Annotated in this window: 11 protein-coding genes; 3 read left to right on the top strand and 8 right to left on the bottom strand. The window is 59.5% G+C overall.

The genetic code is table 11. The annotated features are described in order from the left end of the window. Positions 1-107 precede the first annotated feature (107 nt). The 8 genes from DK871_RS01865 to DK871_RS01830 form a co-directional block, all read right to left on the bottom strand. Entirely contained in the window at positions 108-2,030 is a 1,923-nt protein-coding gene (locus tag DK871_RS01865) for a PrkA family serine protein kinase (RefSeq protein WP_003194732.1), read from the bottom strand. A 285-nt stretch (positions 2,031-2,315) separates the two neighbouring features. Continuing rightward, positions 2,316-2,645 (bottom strand): thiosulfate sulfurtransferase GlpE, encoded by a 330-nt coding sequence (gene glpE / locus DK871_RS01860; RefSeq protein WP_161903791.1) that lies wholly within the window; start codon positions 2,643-2,645, stop codon positions 2,316-2,318. 9 nt (positions 2,646-2,654) lie between these two features. Then, positions 2,655-3,506, bottom strand: a complete 852-nt coding sequence (locus DK871_RS01855; protein WP_161903790.1) for a symmetrical bis(5'-nucleosyl)-tetraphosphatase — start codon at positions 3,504-3,506, stop codon at positions 2,655-2,657. After that, entirely contained in the window at positions 3,506-3,886 is a 381-nt protein-coding gene (gene apaG / locus DK871_RS01850) for a Co2+/Mg2+ efflux protein ApaG (RefSeq protein ID WP_056783994.1), read from the bottom strand. Before apaG ends, DK871_RS01855 begins: the two co-directional genes overlap by 1 nt. 194 nt (positions 3,887-4,080) lie before the next feature. Next, a complete protein-coding gene (rsmA, locus tag DK871_RS01845) occupies positions 4,081-4,893 on the bottom strand; it encodes a 16S rRNA (adenine(1518)-N(6)/adenine(1519)-N(6))-dimethyltransferase RsmA (protein ID WP_161903789.1) in 813 nt (270 codons plus the stop codon). Next, positions 4,890-5,879: a 4-hydroxythreonine-4-phosphate dehydrogenase PdxA gene (gene pdxA, locus DK871_RS01840; RefSeq protein WP_161903788.1), complete on the bottom strand. Its 990-nt coding sequence runs from the start codon at positions 5,877-5,879 to the stop codon at positions 4,890-4,892. The genes rsmA and pdxA overlap by 4 nt, the downstream gene beginning before the upstream one ends. Continuing rightward, entirely contained in the window at positions 5,876-7,210 is a 1,335-nt protein-coding gene (locus DK871_RS01835) for a peptidylprolyl isomerase (protein WP_161903911.1), read from the bottom strand. Before DK871_RS01835 ends, pdxA begins: the two co-directional genes overlap by 4 nt. Next, positions 7,191-9,965, bottom strand: coding sequence for an LPS-assembly protein LptD (locus DK871_RS01830; RefSeq protein ID WP_161903787.1), 2,775 nt, complete (start codon positions 9,963-9,965; stop codon positions 7,191-7,193). The genes DK871_RS01835 and DK871_RS01830 overlap by 20 nt, the downstream gene beginning before the upstream one ends. Before the next feature lie 130 nt (positions 9,966-10,095). Here DK871_RS01830 and DK871_RS01825 point away from each other — a divergent pair, with 130 nt between their 5' ends. Genes DK871_RS01825 through DK871_RS01815 form a run of 3 tightly spaced genes read left to right on the top strand, consistent with a single transcriptional unit; the run spans position 10,096 to position 12,561 of the window. Then, complete coding sequence (locus DK871_RS01825) at positions 10,096-11,121, top strand: aminoglycoside phosphotransferase family protein (RefSeq protein WP_161903786.1); 1,026 nt, start codon at positions 10,096-10,098, stop codon at positions 11,119-11,121. Beyond that, complete coding sequence (gene murU, locus DK871_RS01820) at positions 11,118-11,792, top strand: N-acetylmuramate alpha-1-phosphate uridylyltransferase MurU (RefSeq protein WP_161903785.1); 675 nt, start codon at positions 11,118-11,120, stop codon at positions 11,790-11,792. The genes DK871_RS01825 and murU overlap by 4 nt, the downstream gene beginning before the upstream one ends. A 1-nt stretch (position 11,793) precedes the next feature. Further along, positions 11,794-12,561: a TerB family tellurite resistance protein gene (locus DK871_RS01815; protein WP_161903784.1), complete on the top strand. Its 768-nt coding sequence runs from the start codon at positions 11,794-11,796 to the stop codon at positions 12,559-12,561. The last annotated feature ends 126 nt before the right edge of the window (positions 12,562-12,687 follow it).

The following is a 12,687-nucleotide window of genomic DNA, read 5'->3' as shown; positions in this document are numbered from 1 at the left end:
CCCTCCGGGCAGCTTCACGTTACAAGCTTCAAGCCGCGAGCTGGAAGCTTAGGGACAAGCGGTCAACTGCCAGGCCGGATGCCTGGCAGTGTGCGCTTGCCGCTGCCTTACTGTGATTTGCGAACCCGCAGGTACCACTCGGAGAGCAGCCGTACCTGTTTGTCGGTATAGCCTCGCTCGACCATGCGTGTGACGAAGTCGTTGTGTTTTTGTTGATCCTCCTTGCTGGCCTTGGCGTTGAAGCTGATGACGGGCAGCAGGTCCTCGGTGTTGGAGAACATTTTCTTCTCGATGACCACCCGCAGCTTCTCGTAGCTGAGCCAAGTGGGGTTCTTGCCGTTGTTGTTGGCGCGGGCACGCAGTACGAAGTTGACGATTTCGTTGCGGAAATCCTTCGGATTGCTGATGCCGGCGGGTTTTTCGATCTTTTCCAATTCTTCGTTGAGGGCCACGCGATTGAGGATTTCGCCGGTTTCCGGGTCGCGGTATTCCTGGTCCTGGATCCAGAAGTCGGCGTACAGCACGTAGCGGTCGAAGATGTTCTGGCCGTACTCGCTGTAAGACTCCAAGTAAGCGGTCTGGATTTCCTTGCCGATAAACTCGATGTAGCGCGGCGCCAGGTATTCCTTGAGGAAGCGCAGGTAGCGCTCACGGGTTTCGGCCTGGAACTGCTCCTGTTCAATCTGCTGCTCCAGCACATAGAGCAAGTGCACCGGGTTGGCGGCGATCTCGTGAGGGTCGAAGTTGAAAACTTTGGACAGGATCTTGAACGCAAAGCGCGTCGACAGACCGTTCATGCCTTCGTCCACACCGGCTGTGTCACGGTACTCCTGGATCGACTTGGCCTTGGGATCGGTGTCCTTGAGGTTTTCGCCGTCGTAGACGCGCATCTTCGAATAGATATTGGAGTTCTCCGGCTCCTTGAGGCGCGACAGCACGGTGAACTGGGCAAGCATCTTCAGGGTGTCGGGCGCGCAATGGGCCTTGGCCAGGGAGCTGTTGAACAACAGTTTGTCGTAGATCTTGATTTCGTCGCTGACCCGCAGGCAGTACGGCACCTTGACGATATAGATCCGGTCGATGAAGGCTTCGTTGTTCTTGTTGTTGCGGAAGGTATGCCATTCCGATTCGTTGGAGTGGGCCAGCAGGATCCCGGTAAACGGAATCGCCCCCAGGCCTTCAGTACTGTTGTAGTTGCCTTCCTGGGTAGCGGTCAGCAGTGGGTGCAGCACCTTGATCGGTGCCTTGAACATCTCCACGAATTCCATCAGGCCCTGGTTGGCCCGGCACAATGCGCCCGAGTAGCTGTAGGCATCGGCATCGTTCTGCGGGAACTCTTCCAGCTTGCGGATATCGACTTTGCCCACCAGCGCAGAAATGTCCTGGTTGTTTTCATCGCCCGGTTCGGTCTTGGCCACGCCGATCTGGTTGAGGATCGACGGGTAGAGTTTCACCACGCGGAACTGGCTGATATCACCACCGAACTCGGCCAGGCGCTTGGTGGCCCAGGGCGACATGATGGTGTTGAGGTAGCGCCGCGGTATGCCGAAGTCTTCCTCGAGGATCGCGCCATCTTCCGTGGCGTTGAACAGGCCCAGGGGTGACTCGAAGACGGGCGAGCCCTTGATCGCATAGAAGGGCACCTTTTCGATCAATTGCTTGAGTTTTTCCGCCAGGGACGACTTGCCGCCGCCGACCGGGCCGAGCAGATAGAGGATCTGCTTCTTCTCTTCCAGACCTTGGGCGGCATGGCGGAAGTAGGAAACGATCTGGTCGATGCATTCTTCCATCCCATGGAAGTCTTCAAAGGCCGGATAGCGGCGGATCACCTTGTTGGAAAATATCCGCGACAGGCGCGAATTATTGGCGGTTTCCACCAGTTCTGGCTCGCCAATCGCCAGTAGCAGGCGTTCGGCGGCAGAAGCGTAGGTGCTGCGGTCCTGTTTGCACAGCTCGAGATACTCCTGAAGCGTGAGTTCTTCCTGCTGTGTGGACGCGAAGCGTTGTTGGAAGTGGCTAAAGATACTCATGACGTCGTCACCTCGCTCGATACGTGGAGCCGACGCCGGATCAATCAGTCGATGCTGGCAGCCATTGACGCACGCCAATGGCTGTTTTCCCCCCAGAACACCCTGAAACGCTACCGATGACCCGTACGCCGGTGTACCGGCTCTCCCCTGATTCGGATGGCCTGCGCTTAAGGATAGTTCGGAATCCGGGAGGTCAAGGCGCGATGCGCAATTAGTTTGGCTGCGCCGTTCGTCAGAAACGGCGCAAGCCCAAGCGTCACGCGGGGTAGCGGGGTGTGAAAAAAATTATTGCGAATCGCCTGAAGAAATTTCCGCAGGAAAGGTCGCACGCCACAGCTCAAACCCGCCGTCCAGGCTATAGACGTCGGAGAAGCCTTGGCTAATCAGATATGCGGCTGCGCTCTGGCTGGAATTGCCGTGGTAGCAGGCCACGATCAGCGGCGCATCGAGGTCGGCGGCGCGGATGAAGTCGGCGATGTTGGCGTTGTCCAAGTGCTGGGCGCCGGTGATGTGAGCGGCGGCATAAGTAGGCTGGTCGCGGATGTCGACCACTACGGCACCTTGCTCGCGCAGGGCCTGGGCTTGTTCGGGGGGGATACGTTTGAATTCGGTCATTGCGGGCTCCTATGGCTTGGTGGCGGCCGGCTGGGTAATGGAAAGGGGCGATTGGCACTGGCAGTCGAGGCGCTCGCCCGTGTCGATGTTCATCAGGGTCATGGCGCCACCCCACACGCAACCGGTGTCGAGGGCGAACACGCCGGGTTCATCGCACTTGCCTTCCAGCGCAGCCCAGTGGCCAAAGATGATCTTTGTGTCACGGGCCTTGCGTTCCTTGTGGGCGAACCAGGGCTTGTAGCCGGGCAGGGCGGTGTCGGCGCCTTCCTTGCTTTTGAGGTCCAGTTTGCCTTCGGCCGTGCAGAAGCGCATCCGCGTGAAGTAGTTGGTGATGACTCGCAGGCGGGCGACGCCTGTGAGGTCGTTGTCCCACTTCACTGGGTCGTTGCCGTACATGCCGTCGAGGTAAGCGGTGTACAGATTGTCATCGGCCAACGCAGTTTCAACTTCGGCAGCGCATTTGAGCGCTTTTTTCAACGTCCACTGGGGCGGGATGCCGGCATGCACCAAGGCCATGTTGCGGCCTTCATCGTAGTGCATGAGTTTTTGCCGGCGCAGCCAGTCGAGCAGTTGAGCGCGGTCTGGGGCTTCGAGGATTTCCCGCAGAGTGTCGCCTTTTTTGAGGCGCTCGATATTGTTGCCGGCCGCAAGCAAATGCAGGTCATGGTTGCCTAGCACGCATACCAAGGAATCACGCAGGCCATAGAGGTAGCGCAGGGTTTCCAGGGACTGTGGGCCCCGGTTAACCAAGTCTCCCACCAACCACAAGCGATCATTTGTCGGGTCGAAGGCGACGCGCTCCAGCAGGCGCTTGAGAGGGTCCAGGCAACCTTGCAGGTCGCCGACCGCGTACGTCGCCATCAGTGCAGGGCTCCTGGCACAGCCAGGCGGAAGGGCTTGATGATTGCATCGAACAGTTGGCCGTCGGTGGCCTTCATTTGATACGAGCCTTGCATGGTGCCGACCTTGGAGGTCATCACCGTGCCGCTGCTATAAGTGTGGCTGGTGCCGACGTCGATCAACGGCTGCTGGCCGACAACGCCTGCCCCGCGCACTTCCTCGACCTGGCCGTCGCCATCGGTGATGACCCAGTGGCGCGACAGCAGCTTGGCCGGCACCAGCCCGTTGTTCTTCACTGTAATAGTGTAGGCAAAGGCGAAGCGGTTATGTTCGGGTTGCGATTGGTCCGCCAGGAAGCGGGTGACGACGCTGACGTCTATCTGATAGCGAGGATCGGACATGCAAGAGGCCTTAAAAGCGAAGGACAGCAGATGCGGGTCAGTCTAGGCCAAGAGGAGGGCACTAGGCCAGACATGCTGTCTGATGCTCTGTAGGAGCGAGCTTGCTCGCGAAGGTCGTCAACGATAACGCGTTCAGTCTGAAAAAACGTGGCGCCTGTTAAGTCTTCGCGAGCAAGCTCGCTCCTACAGTTTTGTCATTCCATTAAAGGCGCTGGCTGGATGGCAAGCTGGTCAGCCAGGCGCACGAACGCGGCCAGGTCCAGTTGCTCGGGGCGCAGGCTGCCATCGACGCCGGCGGCTTCGATTTCAGCATTGCTCAGCAGGGCTTTGAGGGTATTACGCAAGGTCTTGCGGCGCTGGTTGAAGGCCTCACGCACGACGCGTTCCAGCAGCTTGTGATCCTTGGCCGGGTGCGGCAGCACGGCATGCGGCACCAGGCGCACGATGGCCGAATCAACCTTCGGCGGTGGGTTGAACGCGCCCGGGCCGACGTTGAACAGGTGCTCCACGCGGCAGTGATACTGGACCATGATCGACAACCGGCCCCAATCGCCACCGCCTGGGCCTGCGGCCAAGCGCTCCACCACTTCCTTTTGCAGCATGAAGTGCATGTCGCGGATGATACCGGCGTTGTTCAGCAGGTGGAAAATCAGCGGCGTGGAAATGTTGTAGGGCAGGTTGCCGACTACCCGCAGGCTGTTAGGCGCAGCGCCAAGGCTATTGAAGTCGAACTTCAGCGCGTCGCCCTGATGCAGGTTGAAGTTGGCTTTGCCAGCAAACTGCTGGTTGAGGATCGGGATCAAGTCCTTGTCCAGTTCCACCACGTCCAGTTGCCCACCGCTGGCCAGCAGGCCTTGGGTCAGCGCGCCCTGGCCTGGGCCGATTTCCAGCAGGCGGTCTTCCGGCTTGGCATGAATGGAGCGCAGGATGCGATCGATCACGCCAGCGTCGTGCAGGAAGTTTTGCCCGAAGCGCTTGCGCGCCCGGTGTTGGTAATGCTCAGTCATATACGGGTCTCGGCCATCTGATAGGCGGTTTCCAGGGCCACGTGCAGGCTGCCGGTATCGATCTTGCCGCTGCCTGCGAGGTCCAGGGCGGTGCCATGGTCGACGGAGGTGCGGATGATCGGCAGGCCCAGTGTCACGTTGACTGCGGCGCCGAAGCCTTTGTATTTCAGCACGGGCAGCCCCTGGTCGTGGTACATCGCCAGCACTGCGTCGCAGTGCTCCAGATATTTGGGGGTAAACAGAGTGTCTGCAGGCAATGGGCCGCGTAGGTCCATGCCTTCTTGGCGCAGGCGCTCTAATGTCGGTTCAATGATGTCGATTTCTTCATGGCCCAAGTGGCCGCCTTCACCGGCGTGGGGGTTGAGCCCACAGACCAGGATACGCGGTTGGGCAATGCCGAATTTGTGTTGCAGGTCGCTGTGCAGGATGCGCGTGACACGCTCCACACGTTCGGCAGTGATGGCATCGGCAATTTCACGCAGCGGCAAGTGGGTGGTCACCAGGGCCACGCGCAGGCCACGGGTGGCGAGCATCATCACCACTTGAGCGGTATGGGTCAGTTCGGCGAGGAATTCGGTATGGCCGGAAAAGGCGATGCCGGACTCGTTGATCACGCCTTTGTGCACGGGTGCGGTGATCATGCCGGCAAAGTCGCCGTCGATGCAGCCTTGGCCCGCACGGGTCAGCGTCTCTAGCACAAATGCCGCGTTGGCCGTGTTCAACTGCCCGGCCACCACTTTGGCCTGCAGCGGGGTGTCCCATACATACAGGTTGCCGGCGGGGGCTGGCAGATCGGGCCAGTTGCCCGGCGCCACGTCAAGCAGGTTGACGGCCACACCCAGCTGCGCGGCCCGCTCAAGGAGCAGGTCGCGGCTGGTAATGGCAATCAGGGGGTGTGGCTGGGGTTGCGAGGCGAGCAGCAGGCACAGGTCTGGACCAATGCCGGCTGGCTCGCCGGGTGTCACCGCGAAACGCTGGGGTTTCACTGGGGTGCCTGGTCGGTGCCTGTTTGCTCGGCGCCTGGCAGCTTGTTCTCTACATAAGCTTCGTCACGGATCTGACGCAGCCAGGTTTGCAGCTCTTCATCGTATTTGCGGTTACGCAGCACGGTCAGGGCTTGTTGCTCGCGGGCCTGGGTGGTGTTGTCCGTGGCGCGACGGCCAAGGACTTCCAGCACATGCCAGCCGTATTGAGTCTTGAACGGCTTGGACAATACGCCTTGTGGCGTCTCGGCCATAACCTGCTGGAACTCAGGCACCAGGGCTTTCGGGTCGATCCAGTTCAGGTCGCCACCGTTAAGGGCAGAGCCTGGGTCTTCCGAGAAGCTTTTGGCCAGGGTGGCGAAGTCTTCACCGCTTTCAATACGGTCGTAGATCTTCTGCGCCAGTTCCTTGGTTTGGGCCTCGGTGCGGATTTCGCTCGGTTTGACCAGGATGTGACGAACATGGACTTCGTCTTTCAGCGAGGTTTCGCCGCCGCGGCGTTCCAGCAACTTCAGGATGATGAAACCACCCGGAGTGCGTGCTGGCTGGGTAATGCCGCCGACTTCCATAGCGCTCAATTCGCGATCAAACGGAGGCGGCAATTGAGCGGCTTTACGCCAGCCCATGTCACCGCCTTCAAGGGCGTTGTCGCTGCCGGACTGAGCAATAGCCATCTGGGCAAAGTCTGCACCCGCTTTCAGACGCTCGTAGATCGCCTGGGTTTTAGCGGCGGCGGCATTGAGCTGCTCAGAGTTGGCTCCGTCCGGGGTTGGGATCAGGATATTGGCCAAGTGCAACTCTTCGGAGAGCTGCATCTTGCCCAAGTCCGAAGCCAGGAAGTTCTTCACTTCCTGCTCGGACACCTGAACCCGTTCGGCCACACGGCGCTGGCGCACACGGCTGATGATCATTTCGCGCTTGATCTGGTCGCGGGCGTCCTCATAGGACAAACCATCGTGAGCCAGGGCGGCGCGGAATTGATCAATGCTCATGTTGTTACGCTGAGCGATGGTGCCAACGGCCTGGTTCAGTTCTTCGTCCGAAATACGGATGCCGGAACGGTCGCCGATCTGCAGTTGCAGGTTTTCAACGATCAGGCGTTCCAGCACCTGGGGTTCCAGGACGCTGGTCGGTGGCACTCCACCGCCACGTTTGGCGATGGTTTGCTGAACTTCCTTGACCCGTTGGTCCAGCTGGCTTTGCATGATCACGTCGTTGTCGACGATGGCCGCTACTTTATCCAGCTGTTGAACCGCGGCGTGTGCCGACACAGTACCCAGGAACAGCGCGCCCAGCACTAGCGGGCGCAAACACTCAGAAAGCTTTGTCTTCACGTTCACGATAACCTTCAATGCCTTTGTCGAGGAAGCTCTCTACCTTGGCGCCGGTCAGGCCGCCGAGTCCTTTGAGGACGATCTGGAAGAAGAGCCCGTGGTCACCCTTTTCGTTCTGAGGGGCGAGCTGCGTGTATTCGTCGTTGGAAACCCAGTAACGGTTGATGACGCGCAGTTTCCAGCAGCAGTTGTCGTACTCGAAACCACCGAAGGCTTCCAGGGTACGGTTGCGGGCATAGTCATACTGCCAGCGGGTGATCAGGTTCCACTGGGGAATGATCGGCCACATCATCGAGAAGTCGTGTTGTTGGATTTTGTAGTAATCCTTCACGAAGTCAGGCTTGCCCTCTTCGCCGAAGTTGCCACCGAACTGCCATTTGCCGGTCAGTTGGTTGTAGATCACCTGGTCGTTACGATAGCGGTAGCCCAGGTTGACGACCTTGTTCGGGTTGTCTTCCGGCTGGTAGTGGAACATTGCGCTACCGGAGCGAGGGCTATGGCTTTCGGTATCCCAGTTATAGTCGGCCGTGGCACGCCAGTCGCGGTTGAAGCGGAACTCGTATTCCAATGCAACCGGCGAAACGTTCGAGTGCGAATCATCACGTGTCTTGGCGTCGATGCCAGGCAATTGAACTTCCCGGTCCTTGAAGTACACCGCTTGGCCGATGGAAGCGCGTTGACGTTCGAAACCGTTTTCTTCAATCCAGCGGCTGGTAAGGCCAAAGGACAGCTTGTTCTCGTCGCCGATACGATCTGAACCGCTGAAGCGGTTATCCCGGAACAGTGAGGAGTAGCTGAACGAGTTCTCGCTGGTGTCAAAGACAGGAATCTCGGTTTGGTCTCTATTCGGTACGTAGAGGTAGAACGCACGAGGTTCGAGGGTTTGGTTGTAGTCTTTACCGAACCAATTGGTTTTACGGTCGAAGTACAGGCCGCTGTCGATGCTGGCGATAGGCACGGAGCGATCTTGCGAGCTGTCAAAGGTCTGGCCGACAGGTAATTGCGACTTGCCTTTACCATCAAGATCCAAATCGTATTTGGTATAGACGTACTTCAGCTTCGGCGTGATAAAGCCGTAGCTCCAGTTCATCGGGTAAGAGACAGCTGGTGCAACGTTCAGACGAGTACCGTTTGCACGGGTAAGGCCTGTGACATTGCTGTCCAGGCGATCCGTCACAGCGCCGTTCTCATCGGTAAAGGTACCGTTTTTCAAATCACGATCAAAGCGGACTGCTTCAGTCTCATAGCTAAAGTTCAAACCGCCAGGATGAAATGGCAACTGACCATTGAGAGTGAGCTGCGGCAGTCGGTCATACGGCGTGATTTGAGAGATTGTCGCCAACTGGTAGGACTGAACATTCAACCGAGCTTGATAGGAGTCGCCCCGGTACGTCAGGGAACCCTGTTGGTTCAGGAAGTCCTGACTCTCAACCCCTTCCTCATACGACTTCAAATCCTGGAAGTAGTAAGGATCGCTGATCTTGGTGTAATCAACTTGCGACGTCAGACGCGAATCCAACCCACCCTTATGCTGCCAATTGAGCATATAGCGAGTCTTTTCGTAGTCGGTCTGGTTCTTCCGCTCATCGTTATCGTCGTTGAGATACGCCCCACCAAACTGCCCTTCACTCGACTTGGTCAGATAGCGGAATTCGCCCTCCATCAACATGCCGCGCTTGGTCATGTACTGCGGGTACAACGTGGCATCGTAGTTCGGCGCCAGGTTGAAATAGTACGGCGTTACCAGCGTAAAGCCAGTTTCCCCACCGGTGCTGAAGCTCGGCGGCAGGAAGCCGGATTGACGACGGTCGTCGATCGGGAAGTAGATGTACGGGGTGTACAGAATCGGGATGTTCTTGACCCGCAACGTCGCGTTGGTCGCCGTACCGAAGCCGGTGGCCGGGTTCAACGTGATGTTGTTGCCCTTGAGCTGCCAGGCGTTGCTGTCCGGCTCGCAGGTGGTGTACGTACCGTCCTTGAGACGGATGATCGCGTTTTCTGCACGCTTGGCGTACAGCGCGTTACCGCGGATGCGTGACTTGTGCATCACGTATTCGGCGTTGTCGATCTGGGCGGCGCCGGTGTCGAGCTGGACCTGGGCATGGTCGCCCACGATCAGGGCGCCGTTGTCGCGCAGGCGCACTTTGCCGTTCAGTTCGCCGCGGTTCTCGGCCTGGTACAGGCTGGCTTCGTCCGCTTCCAGCTGCATGCTGCCCTGGCGCATGACCACGTCACCGGCCAGGGTGGCAACCTGCTGCTCCTGCTCGTAACGAGAGGCCTTGGCGCCGATGAAGGTCGGTGCATCGCTCTTGTTCGTCTTGTCGTTCATGCCAGGACGAGTCGGCTCGATGTACGCGCCGCCGCAGTAAGGGCCGGTTTCGGCCAACTGTGCTGCGGTCAGCTTGTCGCGAGGTACCCAGTCCAGGTGGCTGTAGTCGGCACTGCGCGAACGCAGGCCACGGCCCTTGGCTTCGGTGACCAGCATGGTCTTGGGCTCGGCGTCGACGCTGCCGCCAGCTTTGCCTTGCGGCGTGCTGTTGGCCGAGCTGACGGCAGCACCGTCATGCACCGGGCGCGGTGGCAATGGGGCGGCGGCCGTCTTCGGCGCGCAATCCCAGGCACCCGAAGCAGAGACTGAGCAGTCATACTGTTCCGCGGCGACCACGAATGAGGTGGCGAAAGGTTGCAAGGCCAGCAGACTGCCGGTTACCAGCAACGGAAATTTTCTACGAAACGCGGGGGATTTCAATGCCATCTTATTAGTCCGGGCTTCCTGCGTGCCATCTGCCCGCGGTTTGGGCCGCACGCCTCTCGATGGTCTGAAAAAGATGCGTGATAATAAAGCATGCCCCGCTTGACGGCTAGCGCCGTCGGAGACCCTTGTAATGCCCGAGCACGATCTACGTTTACAACAGCTGGAAGTCTGGCTGGATGAGCAGTTGCCGATCCTCTTCAACGCTCAGGACTGGGGCCCCGTGCCCCCGGCCACATTGACCGCGGCCAGCAGCGACGCGAGTTTCAGGCGTTACTTCCGATGGGAGGGCGGTGCCCATACGTTCGTCGTCATGGACGCGCCACCCCCCCAGGAAAACTGCAAACCTTTCGTCGATATCGCGCATTTGCTCGCGAAATCGGGAATAAATGTGCCAAAAATTTATGCAGAAGATTTGCCTCGAGGCTTTCTTTTGCTCAATGACCTGGGCACAAAAACCTATCTGGACGTGATTGACGGTGAAAACGCCGACCAATTATTTGCCGATGCCATCGACGCGCTGCTGGCTTTCCAGCAATTGCCGATGGATGCACCGTTGCCCAGCTATGACGTGGCCTTATTGCGTCGCGAGCTGGAATTGTTCCCGGAATGGTACGTGCGTCGTCACCTGGGCATCGACCTCGACCCTGAGCAACAAGCCCTCTGGCAACGCGCCAGCCAGCAGTTGATCGACAGCGCCCTGGCCCAGCCCAAGGTGCTGGTGCACCGCGACTACATGCCGCGCAACCTGATGATCAGTGAGCCGAGCCCTGGTGTGCTGGATTTCCAGGACGCGGTCTACGGCCCGGTGACCTACGACATTACCTGCCTGTTCAAGGACGCCTTCCTCAGCTGGCCCCAGGCCCGCGTGCGCGAATGGCAGCGTGGCTATTGGCAGCGTGCCGGGCAGTTGGGGATTCCCGTGCAGGACGATTTTGAAGAGTTCCAGCGTGCCAGCGACCTGATGGGCGTGCAGCGTCACCTCAAGGTCATCGGCATCTTTTCGCGTATCTGCCACCGCGACGGCAAGCCACGCTACCTGGCCGACGTGCCGCGTTTCTTTGCTTATATAGAAGCGGTGCTGGCCGACCGACCTGAGTTGAGTGACCTGGGCGAGTTACTCGCCAGCCTGCGCGAACCTGCCGAGGCCAGCGTATGAAGGCGATGATCCTGGCGGCGGGAAAGGGCGAACGCATGCGTCCGCTCACCCTGCATACGCCCAAGCCGCTGGTGCAAGCCGGCGGCAAGCGGCTGATCGAGTATCACCTTGAAGCCTTGGCTAAGGCCGGCTTTACCGAGATCGTGATCAACCACGCATGGCTAGGCCAGCAGATTGAAAATTACTTGGGCGACGGCGCCCAGTTTGGTCTGCGCATCCGCTACTCCCCAGAGGGTGAACCGCTGGAAACGGGGGGCGGGATATTCCAGGCGTTGCCGCTGTTGGGCGACGAACCGTTTCTGGTGGTCAATGGCGATATCTGGACTGACTACGATTTCACCCAGCTCAAGCAGCCGATCCGGGGTTTGGCGCACTTGGTGATGGTCGACAACCCTGCGCACCACCCGTCGGGCGGAGATTTTTACCTGGATCACGATGTGCTTCATGATGCCGCGCCCGGTGCCGATAACCTGACCTTCAGTGGCATTTCAGTGCTCGACCCTAAACTGTTCGCGGGTTGCAGCGCCGGTGCCTTCAAGCTGGCCCCGCTATTGCGCGAGGCCATGGCCAAAGGTTTGGTAACGGGGGAGCACATGGCAGGACGCTGGGTGGATGTGGGGACGCTGGAGCGCCTGGCGCAGGTCGAAACCTTGCTGACAGCGGGGCAGTAGGATGTTGTGGCCAGGGACGCTGATCGGCGCCGGGGCTGGCTTTGCCATTGCCAGTATTCCGGGGGCTCTGTTGGGGGCATTGCTGGGGCAGGCGCTGGATCGGCGCCTGCAATTGCACAGTTGGGCGCAGTTGCGTGAACGCCTGGGTGGGCGCCCGGCCTTGCGCAACGACGAACTGTTGTTTGTGCTGCTGGGGCGCCTGGCCAAGAGTAATGGCCGGGTGGTCGATGGGCATATCCAGCAAGCGCGCCAGGAAATGCGCGCACTGGACATGAGTGAGCCGGCCCAGCGCCGCGCGATCAGCGCCTTCAACCGTGGCAAGTCCGGCAGCGACCGGGTACGCAGTTACCTACGGGTGCTCAAGACGCAGCCCCATGCGGCGGAAGGCGTGCTGCGCGCCTGTTGGCGCATGGCGTGGGCGGACGGTCGGGCGGATGTTGCCGAGCGCGACCTGATCGACCAGTGGGGCAAGTGGTTGGGCTGGACGCCACAACAGTTGCAGGCATTGGCGACCGATTACGCGCCGGAGCGCAAGCCATTGGCCAATCGTGGCGGTGCCTATCAGGAGGCGTTGCGGATACTGGGCGTGACGGCCACCACTGAACCTTCGGTGATCAAGCGCGCCTACCGTCGACTGCTCAGCCGTCACCATCCGGACAAGATCGCCGGCACGGGGGCCAGCCCCGCGCAAGTGCGTGAGGCGACCGAGCGAACCCGAGAGTTGCATAACGCCTATGCCTTGATTCGTGAGCGGCGGGATTTTCGCTGAGACTATCGCCACTCAACTCCATGTGGGAGGGGCAAGCCCTAATACCCTGTAGGAGCGAGCTTGCTCGCGAAAAACTCACAGGCGCCGCGTTTATTCAGGAAACACCCATTATCGTTGACGTTTTTC

Origin of the sequence: Pseudomonas sp. L13, assembly GCF_009935965.1 — a bacterium.
In the GTDB taxonomy this organism is placed as follows: Bacteria; Pseudomonadota; Gammaproteobacteria; order Pseudomonadales; family Pseudomonadaceae; genus Aquipseudomonas; species Aquipseudomonas lactis.
This window is presented reverse-complemented; position numbering and strand designations above follow the sequence as displayed.

Excerpts from the sequence above, each read along its gene's own strand:
- DK871_RS01865 (WP_003194732.1), bottom strand. The coding sequence starts at position 2,030 with ATGAGTATCTTTAGCCACTTCCAACAACGCTTCGCGTCCACACAGCAG.
- DK871_RS01815 (WP_161903784.1), top strand. The coding sequence starts at position 11,794 with ATGTTGTGGCCAGGGACGCTGATCGGCGCCGGGGCTGGCTTTGCCATT.
- rsmA (WP_161903789.1), bottom strand. The coding sequence starts at position 4,893 with ATGACTGAGCATTACCAACACCGGGCGCGCAAGCGCTTCGGGCAAAAC.
- murU (WP_161903785.1), top strand. The coding sequence starts at position 11,118 with ATGAAGGCGATGATCCTGGCGGCGGGAAAGGGCGAACGCATGCGTCCG.
- DK871_RS01825 (WP_161903786.1), top strand. The coding sequence starts at position 10,096 with ATGCCCGAGCACGATCTACGTTTACAACAGCTGGAAGTCTGGCTGGAT.
- DK871_RS01830 (WP_161903787.1), bottom strand. The coding sequence starts at position 9,965 with ATGGCATTGAAATCCCCCGCGTTTCGTAGAAAATTTCCGTTGCTGGTA.
- apaG (WP_056783994.1), bottom strand. The coding sequence starts at position 3,886 with ATGTCCGATCCTCGCTATCAGATAGACGTCAGCGTCGTCACCCGCTTC.
- DK871_RS01855 (WP_161903790.1), bottom strand. The coding sequence starts at position 3,506 with ATGGCGACGTACGCGGTCGGCGACCTGCAAGGTTGCCTGGACCCTCTC.
- glpE (WP_161903791.1), bottom strand. The coding sequence starts at position 2,645 with ATGACCGAATTCAAACGTATCCCCCCCGAACAAGCCCAGGCCCTGCGC.